Source organism: Martelella radicis, assembly GCF_014196625.1.
GTDB classification, from domain to species: domain Bacteria; phylum Pseudomonadota; class Alphaproteobacteria; order Rhizobiales; family Rhizobiaceae; genus Martelella; species Martelella radicis.
The window spans coordinates 1-18,475 of record NZ_JACIDZ010000003.1 but is presented as its reverse complement, the minus strand read 5'-3'; the positions used below and the strand labels follow the sequence as shown (position 1 = coordinate 18,475).

The window sequence follows — 18,475 nt, the reverse complement described above, 5'->3', positions numbered from 1 at the left end:
CCGGCGCCACCGCTTCTCAGACCTTGAACTGGTAGGTTTTCGGCATGAATTTGTAGCCGTCTCCGACCTTTTCCACATAGCCGACAGCGGGAAACGGCATGTGGTAGCCGAGGAAGGGAATCCGCTCGGCGGCCACCATGTCGAAGACCTGCCTGCGCGTCGCGGCAGCCATCTCCTTGTCCATGTCGAAACGGACGTGCCAGTCGGGGCGCTGCAACGAGAGCACGTACTGATTCGCGGTGTCCGCCGTCAGCAGCAGCCTCTCGTCGCCCGAATTGAGCATGAAGATCAGATGGCCGGGCGTGTGGCCGAAGGCTTCCATGGCGGTGATGCCGGGCACCACCTCGTCGCCGCCGCCGATGAAGGTCGCCTGATCGACAAGCGGCGTGACAAGCTTCTTCACGCTCTGATGGCCGCCTTCGGCGGGCGTCCCCATGCGGGCATCATCACTCCAGAAGGCGTATTCCTTCTCGCCGAAGACATAGCGCGCATTCGGAAAGGCCGGACCGTCCTCTTCCATCAGACCGTTGATGTGGTCGCCATGCATGTGGGTGATGACGACGATGTCGATATCCTCCGGCTGGTAGCCATTGGCGATCAGCCCTTCACGCAGACGACCGGCGCCCCAGGAACGGCCTGCCGGGCCCATGCCGGTATCGAACAGCACGGTCTCGTTGCCGGTATCGACAAGTACGGGCGCAAAACCATTGATCAGCTTGTCCGGCGGCAGGAAGTTTTCTTCAAGCAGCGCGGCGACCGTTTCCGGATCCTGCCCCGTGCCGAAGGTCTCGCCGGGATTTTCCATCAGCCTTGTGCCGTCCTCGACGACGAGCAGCTTGAACTCGCCGAGATCAAAACTGTCGCTTGCCGGCGCATCGGCCATCTTCATGCTGTCGCCTTCCGTGCTCTGCGCCTGGGCGCTTGCCGCACCGGTCACGAAGGGCGTGGCGATGGCGGCCAGTCCCGCGCCGGCCATGAGACGACGGCGGTTGATACCAGTATTGTCAGTCATCAATCGTCCTCCTGGAATAAAAATTCAACACCTCTGACCTTGGGGAGGATGCGCCGGTTTCAAGTCGGACGCGTGTATTTGCCCTGGCTGAAGCGTCACATTTGCGTGAGTGGGAAAACGTCGCCCGCCATTGGCTTTTGCCAAAACGCCCGCTAAGACATCTGCTCTTGTCACATTTTCCGAGTTGCCGAGAGATGAACCCGATCGTTCCGCTGATCATGGCCGTTGCGCTCTTCATGGAGCAGATGGATTCGACCGTCATCTCGACCGCGCTTCCGGCCATCGCCGCCGATCTCAATGTCGGGCCGATCACGCTGAAACTGGCGCTGACCACCTATATGGTGGCGCTGGCGATCTTCATTCCAGTCTCCGGCTGGACGGCCGACCGTTTCGGGGCCAAGCGCGTGTTTCGCGCCGCGATCGTCGTGTTTCTCATCGGCTCGGTGTTCTGCGCGGTTTCAAGCAACCTCATCGAATTCGTCGCCTCGCGCTTCCTGCAGGGCATGGGCGGGGCAATGATGACGCCGGTCGGACGGCTGGTGATCTTGAGGACCACAAACCGCTCCGAACTGGTGCGCGCCATGGCGCTGCTGACCATTCCGGCGCTGATCGGCCCGATGGCGGGACCGCCGCTTGGCGGGTTTCTGACGACCTATTTCTCATGGCACTGGATATTTCTGATCAATGTGCCGATCGGGATCGTCGGCCTGATCATGGCCGGCATCTTCCTGCCGCTGATCGAGGATGAACCGCCGTCGAACCTCGACTGGAAGGGCTTCTTCCTGGTGGCGCTCGCCGCCTCCGGCATCGTCTTCGGCCTGTCGGTGATTAGCCTGCCGGCACTGCCGCCGGCGACCGGCTTCATCACCACCGCGATCGGCTTTCTGTCGGGCATCTGGTATATCCGCCATGCGCGCCGGGTCGAGCGGCCGCTTCTCAACCTGTCGCTGTTTTCCAATGCGAGCTTCGCCGTTGCCACGTCTGCGGCGACGTTCTTCCGCATGGCGACCGGCGCCTTCCCCTTCCTGATGCCGCTGATGCTGCAGCTCGGTTTCGGTCTCAACCCGTTCGAATCCGGCATGATCACCTTTGTCGGCGCGGCCGGCGCACTTCTGACCAAATTCGTTGCACCGAAGGTGTTTTCCGCTTTCGGCTTCCGCACCGTGCTGATCACGGCGTCGCTGGGCGCAGCGATCCTCACCGTCACTTTCGCCTTCTTCGAGGCGACCACGCCGCATATCGTCATTCTGGCGATCCTGTTTACCTCGGGCCTGTTCCGCTCCTTCTTCTTCACCGGCGTCAACGCGCTCGCCTATGCCGATATCGAAAACAGCCAGGCAAGCCAGGCGACAGCGATGAGCTCGATGTTCCAACAGGCGAGTTTCGCGCTCGGCGTCGCTTTCGCCGCCGTCATTCTGGAACTTGCCGGACATTTCACCGGCGGCGAGCTGACGGTCGCCCACTTCCACATCGCCTTCGCCGTCGTCGCCCTTCTCTCGCTGGTATCCGTCTTCCCGCTCCTGCGCCTGAGACGCGATGCGGGCGCGGCGGTCTCCGGCCACAAGGCCCCGCAGGCGGCCGAGTGACATCGCGCCGAAACGAACATTAACGATCATAAAATTTGACATTTCGAAGATTTTCACGCATCTTCCGATTGCCGATCATCAAGAAATCACGGGAGCAATCGCGATGTCACGCGCCGAGAATACAGCCGAGCCGGTCGACATCTTCGTCATCGGCGGCGGCGTCAACGGCGTCGGCATAGCCCGCGATGCGGCGGGGCGCGGCCTTTCCGTGGCGCTGGCGGAGATGCACGATCTCGCCTCGGCTACCTCTTCCGCCTCGACCAAGCTGTTTCACGGCGGGCTGCGTTATCTCGAATATTACGAATTCCGGCTTGTGCGCGAGGCGCTGATCGAGCGCGAGGTGCTGCTGAAGGCGATGCCGCACATCTCCTGGCCGATGCGTTTCGTGCTGCCGCATCACAAGGGCCTGCGCCCCTGGTGGCTGATCCGGCTCGGCCTGTTCCTCTATGACCATCTCGGCGGACGCAAGATCCTGCCGGCGACGAAGGGCGTCGATCTTGCGCGCGATCCCGCCGGCAAAGCGCTCAAAAGCGAATATCGACGCGCATTCGAATATTCGGATTGCTGGGTGCAGGACGCACGCCTCGTCAGCCTGATGGCGCGCGATGCGGCGGAACGCGGCGTCAATGTCATGGTCCGCACCAAAGTCACCCGCGCCGAGCAGGTGGATGCCCCCTCCGGTGAAGGTCGGCTGTGGAAAATCGAGCTTGAGGACGAGAACGGCCCGCTGCCGCCGGTTCATGCCCGTGCGCTGGTCAATGCCGGCGGACCCTGGGTTGCCGACATCATCACCGGCGCGCTCGGCAACAACACGTCGGAAAAGGTCCGTCTGGTGCGCGGCAGCCATATCGTGACGAAGAAGCTCTATGACCACGACCGCTGCTATTTCTTCCAGGGCAGCGACGGCCGCATCATCTTCGCCATCCCCTACGAGCAGGATTTCACCCTGATCGGCACCACCGACAAGGACCATCAGGGCCCGGCATCATCGGCAAAATGCACTGATGAGGAAGCCGATTATCTCTGCCGCTTCGCCTCCGACTATTTCGATAAGCCGGTCACCCGCGAAGACATCGTCTGGACCTATTCCGGTGTGCGCCCGCTCTATGACGACGGCGCTTCCTCGGCGACGGCCGCCACCCGCGACTACGTACTTTCCCTGCGCAAGGAAGGCGCGCCGCTTCTCAGCGTCTTCGGCGGCAAGATCACCACGCATCGCAAGCTCGCCGAGGCCGCACTCCACAAGTTGTCCCCATTCTTTCCACAAGCCGGTGGCGACTGGACCGCAGGCGCAACGCTTCCCGGCGGGGACTTTCCGGTGGCAGACGCCGCCGACCTTCCCGCGCGCCTTCGAGAGGACTATCCGTTCCTGAGCGAGGCGCAGGCATTGCGCCTGATCCGCACCTATGGCACCGATTGCTGGAAGATCCTCGGCAATGCGACAGGTTCGGAAGACCTGGGACAGGCTTTCGGCGCAGGGCTTTACGAAGCCGAGGTGCGCTGGCTTGTGGAAAAGGAATTTGCACGCAGCGCCGAGGATATTGTCTTCAGGCGCACGAAATTCGGTTTGCGCATGAGCGGCGGGGAAATCGCCGCGCTTGATGACTGGCTGGTCGCGCATCTGGCGGTATAGTCTTCACCGGGGAGGAGAAACGCATGAACCACATTCTGGCCATCGACCAGGGCACCACGTCGAGCCGCGCGATCATTTTCGACGGCAACATGAAACTGGTGGCCTCCGCGCAGGAGGAATTCCGCCAGTATTATCCGGCCTCGGGCCTTGTCGAACACGCGCCCGCCGACATCTGGTCGACGGTTGCCGCGACCTGCCGCGAGGCGATCGAGCGCGCGGATATCCATGCCGCCGACATCGCCGCCATCGGCATCGCCAACCAGCGCGAGACGACGCTGATCTGGGACCGCAAGACCGGCCGGGCGATCCACAAGGCCATCGTCTGGCAGGACCGACGCACGGCAGACACCTGCGCCAGATTGCGCGACGAGGGCCACGAGGGCTTCATCACCTCCGCAACCGGGCTCATCCTCGACCCCTATTTCTCGGCGACGAAGATCGCCTGGATGCTCGACAATGTGGAAGGCGCGCGGGCGCTGGCGGAAAAAGGCCGGCTCGCATTCGGCACGGTCGACACCTATCTCATCTGGCGGCTGACCGACGGCAAATCCCATGTCACCGACGCCACCAATGCGGCGCGCACCATGCTCTACAACATCCGCGAGGGCAAATGGGACGAGGATATCTGCGCGCTGCTCGATATCCCAATGTCGCTCCTGCCGGAAGTAAAGGATTGCGCCGCCGATTTCGGCATGACCCGCCACGATCTGTTCGGCCGCGAGATCCCGATTTTCGGCGTTGCCGGCGACCAGCAGGCGGCAACCGTCGGCCAGGCCTGTTTCGAGCCGGGCATGATCAAGTCGACCTATGGCACGGGCTGTTTCGCGCTTCTCAACACCGGCGACAAGTTCGTAAAAAGCGAAAGCCGGATGCTCTCCACCATCGCCTACCAGATGGACGGCAAGCCGACCTATGCTCTTGAGGGCTCGATCTTCATTGCCGGCGCCGTGGTGCAATGGCTGCGCGACGGGCTGAAGGTGATCCGCCACGCCCGCGAGACCGACGCGCTGGCAAACAGCGCCGACCGCGAACAGACGCTTTACATGGTGCCAGCCTTTACCGGCCTCGGCGCGCCCTACTGGGATGCCGAATGCCGCGGCGCGATCTACGGCCTCACCCGCAATTCCGGCCCGGCCGAATTTGCCCGCGCCGCGCTGCAAAGCGTCGGCTACCAGACCCGTGACCTGCTGGAGGCCATGCATGGCGACTGGGGCAGTCATGATTCGGCGAATATCCTCAGGGTCGATGGCGGCATGAGTGCCAATGACTGGACGATGCAGTTCCTCGCCGACATTCTGGGCGTGCCGGTCGACCGGCCGCAGGTCGTCGAAACCACGGCGCTGGGCGCCGCCTGGCTTGCGGGTAGCCGCGCCGGGCTCTATCCCGGCCTCGAGGAATTCGCTTCAGCCTGGGCCGTCGACCGCCAGTTCAAGCCGGCCATGGAAGAGGAAACCCGCGAAAAACTCTACAAGGGCTGGAAGAACGCGGTGCAGCGGACCCTTGGACCGATCTGATCAGGTGTCGAAACTGTACTGCATCGTCACCAGATCGAGCCAGCGACCGAATTTCGTGCCGACTTCCGGATAGCGTCCGACGTGGAAAAAGCCGAGGCGTTCATGCAGCGCGATCGAGGTGATGTTCTCGCCCTCGATCGCGGCGATCATGGCATGTACGCCATTTTCGCGCGCATGGTCGAGCAGCGCTTCCATGAGCTTGCGCCCTGCCCCGCCGCCGCGGCGATCCCTGTGCACATAGACCGAATGCTCGACCGTATGACGATAGCCGTCAAATGGTCGCCAGTCGCCATAACTTGCATAGCCGATGACCGCGCCGTCCCGTTCTGCGACCAGCACCGGAAAGCCGCGCGCGCGCCGGGCGGCAAGCCAGCCCTTCCGGTTTTCAAGATCGACGAGGATCTCGTTCCAGATCGCCGTGGAATTGAGGACGGCGTCATTGTAGATTTCGAGGATGGCCGGCAGATCGGCCTCCCGCGCGTCGCGTATCAGCATGGTTCAGAGGGTCCCGGGACGAGGCGTTTTCCGATTGAAACACCGATATCAGAGACCCCTGCGGCCCGGAAGCGCTATTCGGCGATCATCGCATATTTGAGGAAGAGCGCCTGATCGGCGGTGGTCTGCTGTTTGCAGCCGGCGGCAAGCGTCTTGCCCATCGTCCCGCCCTGGGTCTGGCTCTCGACGAAGGCGCATCGCGCATCGCGGTATTTTATCCAGTCGCGTTCCATGGCGAGCAGCGCATCGGCGATCGGCGAACCGGAACCCCCTTCGTCGAGCTTTTTCGCCTGTTTCATGACGTTCTCGTAGATCGCGTTCAACTGCTTGTCCCAGAAGGCCGTTTCGCTCGCCGTGCAGCTCACCATGCCGGCGGAGGTCTGGCCGAAATCATTGGCGTTGATGCATTTTCCCGTCGAAAGACCGATGCATTTTTCTCCCGCATCAACCGGACTGGCCTTGGCGAGGCATTGTGCGGTCGCCGCATCGGAATAGACGATGTCGTCCGCATGGGCGCCGGGCGCAATAAGCAGCACAGAAAAGGCAAGCAAGGTCGGCAAGCGCATGAAATCCTCCTGATCCGTCTTTTCCGATTTCATCAGGATCATACGACAATTATACGTTGATCGGCAAAACCTGCGGACCCATGGGCGGGAAAGCGCCATTGCCGGCGCTCCCGCGCGTGGGCGACGAAGATTGCAGCCCTGCTCAATAGGTCGGCCAGGAATTGTCCAGATAGATCGCCTGATCGGCCGTCATCCGCAGCAGGCAGCCGGCATAGACCGGCCCGGCGATGGTGCCGCCCTGATACTGGTTGGCCTCGTATTCGCAGGTCGCATCGCGGAAGTTGATCCAGATCCGCTGCATGTCGCGCAGGCTCTCGGCCAGTTCGCCATTGGCGCGCGGATCGCTCTCGGCCTCCGCATCGGCCGCCTTGGCTCGGGCCAGCAATTCGCGATAGGTCCGGTTCAGCCACTGATCCCAGAACTTGGTTTCAAGCGCCGCGCATTCCTGCAGGCCGATTGTGGTTGATCCATAGTCCGAGGCGTTCTGGCAGGCCTCGGCGGAAACGCCCGCGCAGGCCCGCATGTCCGCCTCGGTCTCGGCAAGGTTCACGCATTCGGCCACCAGATCGTCCGAATAGACCGGTTCCTCATCCGCCAATGCGGGTGACGCGACCAGAAGGGCCGCCGCCGCCAAAGTCTTCACCATATGCATGTCTCTCTCCCTGATGCTTTTTTCTTGTCTCATAGCCAAAGCCGCGAGTGGCGGCTTGTGTTCCGCTGGCGGCCGGCCTCAGCCCGCAAGGCTGAAACAGGTCAGCACCGCCGCATAATGCACGGCAGCGGCGGCCACGACAAACCCATGCCAGATCGCGTTCTGGAACCTCAGCTTTTCCCACACATGAAACAGCACGCCGGCGGAATAGATCACGCCGCCGATGACGATCAGGATGCTGGTGGCAAGCGGCAGCAGCGGGAAAAGCGGCCGCGCGACGAGGACCCCGCTCCAGCCCATGGCAAGGTAGAGCAGGATCGACAGCCGGTCATAGCGGCCCGGGAAGAACACCTTCAGCGCGATGCCGAGCGCGGCAATGACCCAGACGCCGACGAACAGCGCCATGATCAGCGGATCGCCCATGCCGCGCTGAAGAAAGGGCGTATAGGTCGCGGCGATCAGAATGAAGATCGAGCTGTGGTCGAGCCGTTTCCAGATTGCCTTGCTGCGCCCGGCCCTGGGCGGCCAGAGATTGTAGGAAAACGAGATCGAAAGCGTCAGCACCAATCCGGCGGAATAGATGGCGGCGGCGGCGATCTGTGCGGCGCTCGTCCATACCGCGGCGTAGAAGACCAGCACCGTCGCGCCGACAAGCGCCATCACGACGCCGACACCGTGGACGATGCCGTCGGCGATCAATTCGGAGAGGTCATAAGGGCTGCCGCGGCGCGCGAACTGCTTCATTCGGGGGCAAGGCTCCGGCATTCCGACGTGGAAAGACAAGGGCGATCGTCAGGTCCGGACGAACCCGACACACGTCAAGCCTAACGCCAAAATGCGACCGGCGAAAGGCCGCATTGCAATGCAACCTTCCGCCGGTCATCATCCGGTGCGGCGACAGACGTCAGTGCAGGTCTGCCGCGCAGGTCTTGCAGAAAGGCGTGTAAGGCACGGCCTCGAGCCTTTCCTCGGCAATGTCGTCGCCGCATTTCACGCAGACGCCGAATGTGCCGTCCGCGACGCGCTGCAATGCAGCATCGATCGCCTTGATCTCGTCCGAGCCGACATGGCCGAACTCCTCAAGCACCTCGTCGTTTTCAGCCTCCATCGCCCGGTCCTGACTGTCCGGGTTGCGGGTGCGTCCGAGGTCGGTATCGATCTTCTGAAGCCGGGTCAGTATCTCGGCCTTGCGCCCCTCCAAAAGGGCCTTGTAGCGCATCGTGTCCATGTTTTCCTCCCTTGTTGCCTTCAGGCGTGCTTGTTCGTCAGCGGCGAACGAGCACGGAGCAGGCGGCGTGGCGAACCACGCGATCGGCGGTCGAGCCGATCAGATAGTTCGAAAGATCCGGCCGGTGCGAGGCCACGAGGATGAGATCGGCCTTGTGGGCCTTGGCGGAGGCGAGGATTTCACGCGCCGGCGGGCCGGTGCGCAGTTCGATCTCGGCGTCCACCTTGGCGCGGGACCGCAACTCCTGCAGCTTGTCGCGCGCGTCGTTGACTGCGCTGTCCATCAGGTCCACCGGCACATCGATCGCCAGATAGGACGGAATTTCCTCGACAACGTGCAACAGCACGATCTCGCCTGCCGGATCCAGCAATTCGCTGGCCTTGGTCAGAATGTCGAGCCCCTTGTCGAGCACGGAAATGTCGACCGGTACGATAATTTTCTTGAACATTGCTTCCTCCTTTCCCGGTTGCCGCCTCATGATTGAAGGGGCACTCGCCTTTTAAGAGCATGTCTGGCGACCCGGGTCTACTGGCTTGTTGACCCGACAGTCGCGCCGCTGCCACCCTTGCGCATTGATCAAGGTCAATTTCAGATTTGATGATTGTTAATTTCGTCGCGACAAACGGAATGAGCCGATAGTCGGACGGCGCGCTTAATATACGCTATTGCGTATCTTCAAAGAAATACATATCTATAGATTAATTGGCGCGGCCTTGGAGCGGCAGCGCCTGGGGGGTCTGGCATTGCGCTCCTGTCGCTTCGCCGGGCCTGATCCTAAAGGGAGGAAGACATGGCAAATATCGTAGTATTGGGCGCAGGCCTTGGCGGCACCATCGTCGCTTATGAATTGCGCGAGAAACTCGGCCGCGAGCACACGGTCACAGTCATCAACAAGGGGTCCGTCTATTCATTCGTCCCCTCAAACCCCTGGGTTGCAGTCGGCTGGCGCAGCGAGGCAGATGTCCAGGTGGACCTGGCGCCGGTTTTCGCCAAACGCAACATCACGCTGAGACCCGAGGGCGCTGCAAAACTTCATGCAACCGAAAACCGGGTCGAGCTGACCGACGGCAGCATGGTCGATTATGACTATCTGGTCATCGCCACAGGCCCGGAACTTGCCTTTGACGAAATCGAGGGTTTCGGCCCCGGCCCCGGCTTCTCGCAATCTGTCTGCGAGACCGGCCATGCGGGACAGGCGAAATCGGCCTTCGACGCGCTTGTCGAAAATCCGGGACCGGTGGTCATCGGCGCGGTACAGGGCGCCTCATGCTTCGGCCCGGCCTATGAATTCGCCTTCATCCTCGACAAGGCGCTGCGCGACGCCAAGGTGCGCGACCGGGTGCCGATGACATTCGTCACGCCCGAACCCTATATCGGCCATCTCGGCCTCGACGGCGTCGGCGACACCAAGGGGCTGATGGAAAGCGAACTGCGCGACCGTCACATCAAGTGGATCACCAACGCCCGCGTCGACCACATGACCGAGGAAAGCGTCGTGGCCGAGGAGATCGGCGAGGACGGCGCGGTCAAGGAACGCCACGAACTGCCGGCCAAGTTCAAGATGATGCTGCCGGCCTTCCGCGGCGTGTCGGCGATCCGCGGCATCGAGGGGCTGACCAATCCGCGCGGCTTCGTCATCATCGACAAGCACCAGCAGAACCCGACATTCGAGAATATCTTCGCCATCGGCGTCTGCGTCGCGATCGCGCCGACCGGCAAGACCGCCGTTCCCGTCGGCGTGCCGAAGACCGGCTTCATGATCGAATCGATGGCGACCGCGACGGTCGGCAACATCGCCCGGCTGCTGGCCGGCGAGAAACCCAATGTCCAGGCCACATGGAACGCCGTCTGCCTTGCCGATTTCGGCGATGGAGGCGTCGCCTTCGTGGCACAGCCGCAAATTCCGCCGCGCAATGTCAACTGGGCCTCGGAAGGCCGCTGGGTGCACGCGGCCAAGGTCGGCTTCGAGAAGTACTTCCTGCGCAAGGTGAGAACCGGCGTCAGCGAGCCCTTCTACGAAAAGCTTGCGCTGCAGGCGCTGAAGATCGACAAGCTGAAGGCCGTCACCTTCGACTGAGCCTTGAATGCGGCCGCGCGGGGTGCGCCCGCCGGCCGGTTCGCTCACGGATAGAGGTAGTTCCGATCCCATTCGGAGCGCGGAATTTCCTTGCCGATCCTGAAGCTGAAATCGGTGACGGCAAGTTCGCTCGCATCGGTCACGCAGTGGTAGCGCAAGTGATACCAGTGCCCGCGGGAGCGGAAGACGGCGCCGTCGGCATCGATCGTGTTTCCCTTCACCTCCGGCGGCGCGAATGTGTAGGCAATCACCTTGTCCGGGGTCATGTCCCTGCGGGCGGCATCGATGCGCGAAAGCGCCTCGACATCGCAGCGCTGCTCCAGTTCCTCCTCCGGATCGAGCCGCTCGAGCTCGGCTGCGATGCGCTTGTTGAGCGCAAAGGCCTGCGAGCCGGCCAGAACAACGCATGCGGCCACGAGGACAGTCCTGAACACATTTACTCTCCCGACTGAGATGTAACACTATTACCCTTCATATGCACAATCCCGCCTCCGGATGCAAGTCTTCGGCCCGCTGCTTGATGTCGCATGGCGGCGGCCTTATCTTCCGGCGACCTGAAAACAACAAGGCCCGCCATTGTGACTGTGTTCAAGAACCTCCCCGCGCCCCCGAAAGCCAAAGCCAAGCCCGTGACCGACACCCGCCACGGCAAGACCCGCACCGACGACTATGCCTGGCTGCGCGCTGCGAACTGGCAGGCGATGTTCAAGGATCCGTCCATTCTCGAGGCCGATATCCGCGCCCATCTGGAGGCCGAAAACGCCTATATGAAGGCGGCGATGGCCGACACCGAGGCGTTTCAGAAGGCGCTGTTTGCCGAAATGCGCGGACGGATCAAGGAAGACGACAGTTCCGTGCCGATGAAGGACGGCGCCTACGCCTATGGCACCGCCTACCGCACAGGCGGCGAGCAGCCCTATTTCTTCCGCATCCCGCGTGACGGCGACCTCAATGACCCCGACCTGCGCGCCGTTCTGCTGGACGGCGACAAGGAGGGCGAGGGCAAGGCCTATTTTGATCTCGGCGGCTTCTTCCACACCACGGATCATTCCCGCGCGCTGTGGAGCTATGACGACAAGGGTTCGGAATTCTACACCATCAAGGTGCGCGATCTTGCAAGCGGCAACGACCTTGACGACGTGATCGAGAATTCCGGCGGCGGCGGCGTCTGGGCGCTGGATGGCAGGAGCTTCTTCTACACTGAAGTGGATGAAAACCATCGCCCGTCCAAGGTCTACCATCATATTCTCGGCACGCCCCAGCGCGAGGACCGGCTGGTCTATGAGGAAGCTGACCCGGGCTTCTTCGTCGGCATTGGCGGCTCGCTGCTCGATGATTTCATCTTCATCGACGTGCACGACCACCAGACCTCCGAAGTCCACATCATCCCGACGGACACGCTGGACGCAGCACCGCAGATGGTCGCCAAGCGCGAGACCATGGTGGAATATGATGTCACCGAAGGCGGCGACGTGTTCTTCATCCTGACCAATGATGGCGGGGCCAAGGATTTCAAGATTGTCGAGGCTCCGGTTGCAGCACCCGGCAAGGCAAACTGGAAGGAAGTCGTGCCGCATCAGGAAGGCCGACTGATCCTCTCGCATATGGCCTTCAAGGACCATCTGGTGCGGCTGGAACGCCTCGGCGGACTGCCGCGCATCGTCATCCGCGATCGCAAGAGCGGCGAGGAACACGCAATCGCCTTTGACGAGGAAGCCTATGCGCTCGGCCTTCAGGGCGCGCAGGAATATGACACGGACACGATCCGCTTCTCCTATTCCTCGATGACGACACCGAGCCAGCTCTTCGACTACAATATGGCGACGCGCGAACGCACGCTCTTGAAGACCCAGGAAGTGCCCTCCGGCCACAACCCGGACGACTATGTGACCCGCCGCATCCAGGCGAAGGCGGAAGACGGCGAACTGGTGCCCGTCAGCCTCGTCTACCGCAAGGATACGCCGCTCGACGGTTCCGCGCCCTGCCTGCTTTACGGCTATGGCGCCTACGGCATTTCCATCCCGGCGTCCTTCTCCACCAATTGCCTGTCGCTGGTCGATCGCGGTTTTGTCTATGCCATCGCCCATATTCGCGGCGGCAAGGACAAGGGCTTTGCCTGGTATGAAAACGGCAAGATGTTTTCCAAGAAAAACACCTTCTCCGATTTCGTCGCGGCCGCCGATGCGCTGGTGGCGGAAAACTTCACGTCATACGGCAAGATCGTCGCCGAGGGCGGCTCGGCCGGCGGCATGCTGATGGGCGCGGTCGCAAACATGGCGCCGGAGAAATTTTCCGGCATCATCGCCGCGGTCCCCTTTGTCGACGTGCTGACTACCATGCTGGACGACACCCTGCCGCTGACCCCGCCCGAATGGCCGGAATGGGGCAACCCGATCGCCTCCGAAGCCTCCTACGACTACATCGCCAGCTACAGCCCCTATGACAATGTCGCCGAAAAGCCCTATCCGGCGATCCTGGCGCTTGCAGGCCTCACCGACCCACGGGTAACCTATTGGGAGCCGGCGAAATGGGTGGCGCGGCTGCGCGACAAGACCACGGGCGAGGCCCCCATCCTGCTCAGAACCAATATGGATGCCGGCCATGGCGGCGCGTCCGGGCGGTTCCAGCGGCTGGAGGAAATCGCGCTTGAATATGCCTTCGCGCTGAAGGTTTCGGGCAAGGCGGAAAGCTGAAGGGGAGAACGCTGTCGATGACCGTCTTCATCGGACTGTTGAGGGCGGTCAATGTCGGCGGGACCGGCAAGCTCGCCATGGCCGATCTCAAGGCGCTGTGTCTTGAGGCCGGCTTCTCAGATGTTTCGACCTATATCCAGAGCGGCAATGTCGTGTTCTCGACGACGCTTGGGGAGAATGAGGCAGCAAACCTGCTGGACGAAACGCTCGCGGCGCATATGGGCAAGGCACCGGGCGTTTTTCTGCGCACGCATGTGGAGCTCGCGGCTCTGCTTTCAGCCTGCCCGTTTGCCGACAAACCGGGCAACAAGGTCAGCGTCTTCTTCTTCGAAAAACCGTTCGATCCTACCGCGCTTGCAACGATGACCGCGCCGGCCGGCGAGGAAGCCGCCGTCATCGGGCGCGAGGTCCATGTCCACTACCCCGAAGGCATGGGCCGGTCGAAGCTGAAGCTTGCCGGGCTTTCGAAGGGCACGGCCCGCAACCTCAACACCTTGCGCAAGCTTGAGGCGATGGCAGGCGCTTTGCTTGCCGGTTAGCCGCCGTTACTGTAGGGACCTGAGACAAAGGGCCTCGGGCGATGGCGGACGACAGGATGACGGATCACAGCACAGACATTGCGGAGAGCTTTCGCGCAAGGCTGCGCGACGATCTCAAGACCGCCATGCGGACGCGTGACAGAATGACCGTCGGCGTGACGCGATCCCTGATCGCCGCGGTCGACAATGCACAAGCCGTCAGGTTGGAGAATGACGGAGGGCCCTATGTCGAGCGCGCTTTCGGCGCTGGCGGAACCGAAACGGCACGTAACGAGTTGACGGCAGAAGGATTGCGCATCCTCCTGGAAAGGGAAGCCACCGACCGCCGGAAGGCAGCCGACGAACTTGCCGCACACGGACAGGACGAAAGAGCCGAAACGCTGCGCAAGGAAGCCGACGTCGTTGACCAATACCGGCAGGCATGATTGCACCGCTAATCCCTTCCAGGTGAGTTGGCCAAAGCCGTCCCGACAGAAAGAGAGCCATGAAACTTCAGCTGTCCCGGCGGTTATGGGTCATCTCCCAGGTGATGCGGCAATTGTGGTTCGTTGCCGCGATCTACTGCGTCGCCGGCATCGCCACGGCGCTGATCGGCATACTCCTGGACCCTTTCATTCCGGAAGGTCTCGGCGAGACGATCGGGGCTGATTCCGTCGGATCGCTGCTGTCGATCATCGCCTCCAGCATGCTGACGGTGCTGATCTTTTCGCTCAACACCGTGGTCCAGGCATCATCGGCGGCTGCCAGCAGCGCCACGCCGCGCGCCGTCGGCACGCTTCTGGAAGACCGCACGGCCCAGGCCGCGCTCTCGACCTTTCTCGGCTCCTTCATCTTCAGCCTTGTCGGCCTGATCGCGCTCAACACCAGTCTCTACGGCACCGGTGGACGGCTGGTGCTCTTTGTCGCAACCCTTGCTGTGATCGTGCTGATCATCGGCATATTGCTGCGCTGGATCAACTATCTCGGCCGCCTCGGCAAGGTCAGCCGCACCATCGAGCAGGTCGAGGACCAGGCGGTCACCGCGATGCGCAACTATCGCGCCGAACCCTTTCTGGGCGGCAGGGAGTTTGACGGGCACATGCCGGGCGGAATGCAGATGATCGACCCGCCGAAGACGGGCTATCTGCGCTTTGTCGACATGGCGGCCCTCGACGCGGTCTCGCGCAAGCTTGATGCCGATATCTATGTGCTGGAACGCCCCGGTGCATTCGTGGCTCCCGGACGGCATATTGCCGGCATCCGGATGCCGCAAGACGCCAAAGTTGCGGGCGAGGACGTGATCGCGGAGGCCGCCGGAGCCTTCACCATCGGCCATGAACGCTCCTACACGCAGGATCCGCTCTACGGCGTCACCGTGATGTCACAGATCGCGCTGCGCGCCCTGTCGCCGGCCGTCAACGATCCGGGCACGGCCATTGACGTGGTGACGCATCTGGTTCGCATCATGGAGGCGGGCGAAAAGCCGGATGCGGACCGCGAACCGCGCTATCCGCGCATTCACATGCCGTCGATCTCGGCGGAAGAATTCTTCGACGCCGCCTTCACCGCCATGGCGCGCGACGGCGCGAGCATGGCCGAAGTGGTCATCCACCTCTTGCACGCCTGCCGGGCACTCGGCCACACGGACATTGCCGGCTTTTCCGAAATGTCGGAGAAATTCTCGACATTGACTGCGGCGCGCGCCAAGGAAACTCTGCGTTTTCAATCGGATATAGAACGCATCGAGCGTGCGGCCGGTCGCAACAACGCAGCTTCGCCGGTCAGCTTCCGCAAAAACAACCCGGAACAATAGGCGGCCCAATCCGTTTGCCCCAAGAGCGGCGCCGGCTGATCACCGGTGCCTGCGACTGAATTGCCGGGAGGTCGGCGGGGGCCCGTATCTTTGCGAACCTTAATTCATTCATTTCGACCAGATCCCCCGGAAAGAGCTCCAATTTCGGGAGAAATTTCATCATGATAGTGCTGACAACACTGATCTTTGCAGCCATCGGCCTGTTTCTGGGCGGCGGCGGCATCTGGCTGATCGTCCTTGGCGGCAGCTGGTTTTATCTCATTGCAGGCGTCGCTTTTCTGGCGACGGCTTTTCTCATTTTCACCCGCAATCCCCTCGCCTACTGGGTCTATGGCGCGACCATACTGGTGACGCTTGCCTGGGCCCTGCTGGAAGTCGGTTTCGACTGGTGGCAGCTTGGCGCGCGCGGCGGTCTTGTCGTGCTGCTCGGCCTGTGGATGTTCCTGCCATGGGTACGCCGACCGATCCTGCGCGATGACTACGGCTTTCCCGAACAGAAACCCGCAGCCCGCGCGGGCGCCTGGCCGCTTGCCGGCGCCGTGGCGCTCTCGATCATTGTGGCGGCGGTTTCGCTCTTCACCGATCCGCATGCGATCCGGGGCGAACTGCCCGGCGTGCGCAACGCCGAAGCATCGGCAACCGACGGCGTTCCCGCTGATGAATGGCATGCCTATGGCCGCACCGAGAAAGGCCAGCGCTATTCGCCGCTAGACCAGATCACGCCGGAGAATGTCGGAAACCTGGAGCTTGCCTGGCAGATCCAGACCGGCGACATGAAGGGCCCGAACGACGTGGTAGAGACGACATACGAGAACACGCCGCTGATGATCGGCGACACGCTCTATGTCTGCACCCCGCACAGCTGGGCGATGGCCTTTGACGCAAAGACCGGCGAACAGAAATGGAAGTTCGACCCGGAAGTACCGGTGGACGGCAACCGCCAGCACCAGACCTGCCGTGGCGTGACCTATTATGCCGACCCGGATATCGCCGAGGGCGAGCGCTGCAAGACGCGCGTCTACCTGCCGACCTCGGATGCCCGCCTGATCGCGCTCAACGCCGAAGACGGCACGGTCTGCGAGGATTTCGCCGACAACGGCACGCTGCATCTTGAAACCAACATGCCCTACAAGACGCAAGGGTATTACTACTCAACCTCCGCGCCCCTTGCCATTGCCGGCAAGATCATCGTCGGCGGCGCGGTCAACGATAATTACTCCACCCAGAGCCCGTCCGGCGTGATCCGCGCCTATGACATCGACACCGGTGAGCTGGTCTGGAATTTCGACACCGGCAATCCGGACCGGACCGAGCCGATCGGCCCGAACGAGACCTATACCAAGAACTCGCCGAACAGCTGGTCGGTGATGTCCGGCGACAGTGATCTAGGTCTCATTTACGTGCCCTTCGGCAACCGCGTTCCCGACCAGATTGGTCTGAACCGCACGCCGTCGGAAGAAAAATACTCCTCCTCCGTTACGGCGCTCGACGCGGAAACCGGCGAACCGGTATGGGTCTTCCAGGGCGTGCATCACGACCTCTGGGATATGGATGTGCCCGCCCAGCCGGCGCTTCTCGACCTGACCGTCGATGGCGAAAGCCTCCCGGCTCTGGTACAGGCAACAAAGCAGGGCGAGGTTTTCGTGCTGAACCGCGAGACCGGCGAACCGATCCTGCCGGTAACGGAAGTCGCCGCGCCGCAGGAGGGCGGTCTTGAAGGCGAGAACCTGTCGCCGACCCAGCCGGTCTCCGCACTGTCCTTCAATCCGCCGAAACTGACGGGCAAGGACATGTGGGGCGCCTCGCTGCTCGACCAGCTCGCCTGCCGGATCAAGCTGAAGCAGTATAATTACGAGGGTCGCTACACGCCGCCGTCAACCAACGGCACGATCGTCTATCCCGGCAATTTCGGCACGCTGAACTGGGGTTCGGTCGCGGTCGATCCGGAACGCCAGGTGATGTTCGCCATGCCGGTTTACATGGCCTATACCTCCACGCTGGTGCCGAAGACCGAACCGGGCGCACCGACGCAAGGGATCAACTCCAACAATGGTTCGCCCTATGCTGTTTCCTTCTCCACGCTGCTCGGCCCGCTTGGCGTGCCCTGCCAGGCCCCGCCATGGGGCTATGTCGCAGGCGCTGACCTGACGACCGGCGAGATCGTGTGGAAGCACAAGAACGGCACGATCCAGGACATGAATCCGCTTGGCCTGAAGATCAAGATGGGCGTGCCCGGCATTGGCGGTCCGATCATCACCAACGGCGGCGTCGCCTTCCTCGGGGCGGCCATGGACAACTATATCCGCGGCTATGATCTGACGTCCGGCGAGCAGCTTTGGGAAGCCCGCCTTCCCGCCGGCGGCCAGGCCACGCCCATGACCTACGAGACCTCCGACGGCACGCAATATGTGCTGATCGTGGCCGGCGGTCACGGCTCGGTCGGCACGCAGACAGGCGACTATATCCTCGCCTACAAGCTGCCGGAGAGCTGATACTGGCAGACGTTAGGCCGAAACAAGTGGAGGCGCCTTCCGGGGCGCCTTCAGTTTGTTGCCAACGACGTTTTACCCTCCTCCGTCATGCCGGCCTTGAGCCGGCATCCTGTGTATAGCGGCTTGTGGTATGATGTGTGCGGGCGGAAGGTCGTCCGGCATCCTGGTCGTTAGAGACCGTTCCCTGGCACCTGAT

At 62.2% G+C, this 18,475-nt stretch carries 17 protein-coding genes; 9 read left to right on the top strand and 8 right to left on the bottom strand.

Features of this window, described 5'->3' with window-relative positions:
* Positions 1-16: 16 nt before the first annotated feature.
* Positions 17-1,012 carry an MBL fold metallo-hydrolase gene (locus tag GGR30_RS05785; protein WP_183483491.1) on the bottom strand — a complete coding sequence of 332 codons (996 nt, stop codon included), beginning with the start codon at positions 1,010-1,012 and terminating at the stop codon, positions 17-19.
* 194 nt (positions 1,013-1,206) lie between these two features.
* Between GGR30_RS05785 and GGR30_RS05780 the strand changes: the two genes are divergently transcribed.
* From GGR30_RS05780 to glpK, 3 genes are all read left to right on the top strand, one after another.
* Entirely contained in the window at positions 1,207-2,598 is a 1,392-nt protein-coding gene (locus GGR30_RS05780; protein ID WP_183483489.1) for an MFS transporter, read from the top strand.
* Positions 2,599-2,701: 103 nt separating this feature from the next.
* On the top strand, positions 2,702-4,231 hold the full coding sequence (gene glpD / locus GGR30_RS05775) for a glycerol-3-phosphate dehydrogenase (protein WP_183483487.1): 1,530 nt from the start codon (positions 2,702-2,704) through the stop codon (positions 4,229-4,231).
* A gap of 23 nt (positions 4,232-4,254) precedes the next feature.
* Positions 4,255-5,745 (top strand): glycerol kinase GlpK, encoded by a 1,491-nt coding sequence (gene glpK / locus GGR30_RS05770; protein WP_183483484.1) that lies wholly within the window; start codon positions 4,255-4,257, stop codon positions 5,743-5,745.
* Here the strand turns inward: glpK and GGR30_RS05765 are convergent, their stop codons facing one another.
* The 6 genes from GGR30_RS05765 to GGR30_RS05740 all read right to left on the bottom strand — a co-directional run bounded on the left by GGR30_RS05765 (position 5,746) and on the right by GGR30_RS05740 (position 9,134).
* The gene (locus GGR30_RS05765; protein ID WP_183483482.1) at positions 5,746-6,240 is read right to left on the bottom strand and encodes a GNAT family N-acetyltransferase; all 495 of its coding nucleotides are present in this window, start codon (positions 6,238-6,240) and stop codon (positions 5,746-5,748) included.
* Positions 6,241-6,314: 74 nt separating this feature from the next.
* Positions 6,315-6,806, bottom strand: a complete 492-nt coding sequence (locus GGR30_RS05760) for a lysozyme inhibitor LprI family protein (RefSeq protein WP_183483480.1) — start codon at positions 6,804-6,806, stop codon at positions 6,315-6,317.
* Between the two features lie 142 nt (positions 6,807-6,948).
* A complete protein-coding gene (locus GGR30_RS05755) occupies positions 6,949-7,458 on the bottom strand; it encodes a lysozyme inhibitor LprI family protein (RefSeq protein ID WP_183483478.1) in 510 nt (169 codons plus the stop codon).
* Positions 7,459-7,536: 78 nt separating this feature from the next.
* Positions 7,537-8,202 carry a PAQR family membrane homeostasis protein TrhA gene (gene trhA, locus GGR30_RS05750; protein ID WP_183483476.1) on the bottom strand — a complete coding sequence of 222 codons (666 nt, stop codon included), beginning with the start codon at positions 8,200-8,202 and terminating at the stop codon, positions 7,537-7,539.
* 160 nt (positions 8,203-8,362) lie between these two features.
* Positions 8,363-8,686 carry a TraR/DksA family transcriptional regulator gene (locus tag GGR30_RS05745; protein WP_183483474.1) on the bottom strand — a complete coding sequence of 108 codons (324 nt, stop codon included), beginning with the start codon at positions 8,684-8,686 and terminating at the stop codon, positions 8,363-8,365.
* A 37-nt stretch (positions 8,687-8,723) separates the two neighbouring features.
* Entirely contained in the window at positions 8,724-9,134 is a 411-nt protein-coding gene (locus tag GGR30_RS05740; protein WP_183483472.1) for a universal stress protein, read from the bottom strand.
* Positions 9,135-9,476: 342 nt separating this feature from the next.
* On the opposite strand from GGR30_RS05740, the gene GGR30_RS05735 reads away from it, so the two are divergent.
* A complete protein-coding gene (locus GGR30_RS05735; RefSeq protein WP_183483470.1) occupies positions 9,477-10,763 on the top strand; it encodes an NAD(P)/FAD-dependent oxidoreductase in 1,287 nt (428 codons plus the stop codon).
* 44 nt (positions 10,764-10,807) lie between these two features.
* Here the strand turns inward: GGR30_RS05735 and GGR30_RS05730 are convergent, their stop codons facing one another.
* Positions 10,808-11,197: a DUF930 domain-containing protein gene (locus GGR30_RS05730; protein WP_183483468.1), complete on the bottom strand. Its 390-nt coding sequence runs from the start codon at positions 11,195-11,197 to the stop codon at positions 10,808-10,810.
* Between the two features lie 144 nt (positions 11,198-11,341).
* On the opposite strand from GGR30_RS05730, the gene GGR30_RS05725 reads away from it, so the two are divergent.
* The 5 genes from GGR30_RS05725 (at position 11,342) to GGR30_RS05705 (ending at position 18,279) form a co-directional block, all read left to right on the top strand.
* Positions 11,342-13,456 (top strand): prolyl oligopeptidase family serine peptidase, encoded by a 2,115-nt coding sequence (locus GGR30_RS05725; RefSeq protein ID WP_183483466.1) that lies wholly within the window; start codon positions 11,342-11,344, stop codon positions 13,454-13,456.
* 17 nt (positions 13,457-13,473) lie between these two features.
* Complete coding sequence (locus GGR30_RS05720) at positions 13,474-13,995, top strand: DUF1697 domain-containing protein (protein ID WP_183483464.1); 522 nt, start codon at positions 13,474-13,476, stop codon at positions 13,993-13,995.
* A 56-nt stretch (positions 13,996-14,051) separates the two neighbouring features.
* Entirely contained in the window at positions 14,052-14,420 is a 369-nt protein-coding gene (locus tag GGR30_RS05715) for a GatB/YqeY domain-containing protein (protein ID WP_183483463.1), read from the top strand.
* A gap of 59 nt (positions 14,421-14,479) precedes the next feature.
* Positions 14,480-15,787: a DUF2254 domain-containing protein gene (locus tag GGR30_RS05710; RefSeq protein WP_183483461.1), complete on the top strand. Its 1,308-nt coding sequence runs from the start codon at positions 14,480-14,482 to the stop codon at positions 15,785-15,787.
* Between the two features lie 158 nt (positions 15,788-15,945).
* Entirely contained in the window at positions 15,946-18,279 is a 2,334-nt protein-coding gene (locus GGR30_RS05705; protein WP_183484042.1) for a membrane-bound PQQ-dependent dehydrogenase, glucose/quinate/shikimate family, read from the top strand.
* Positions 18,280-18,475 lie beyond the last annotated feature (196 nt).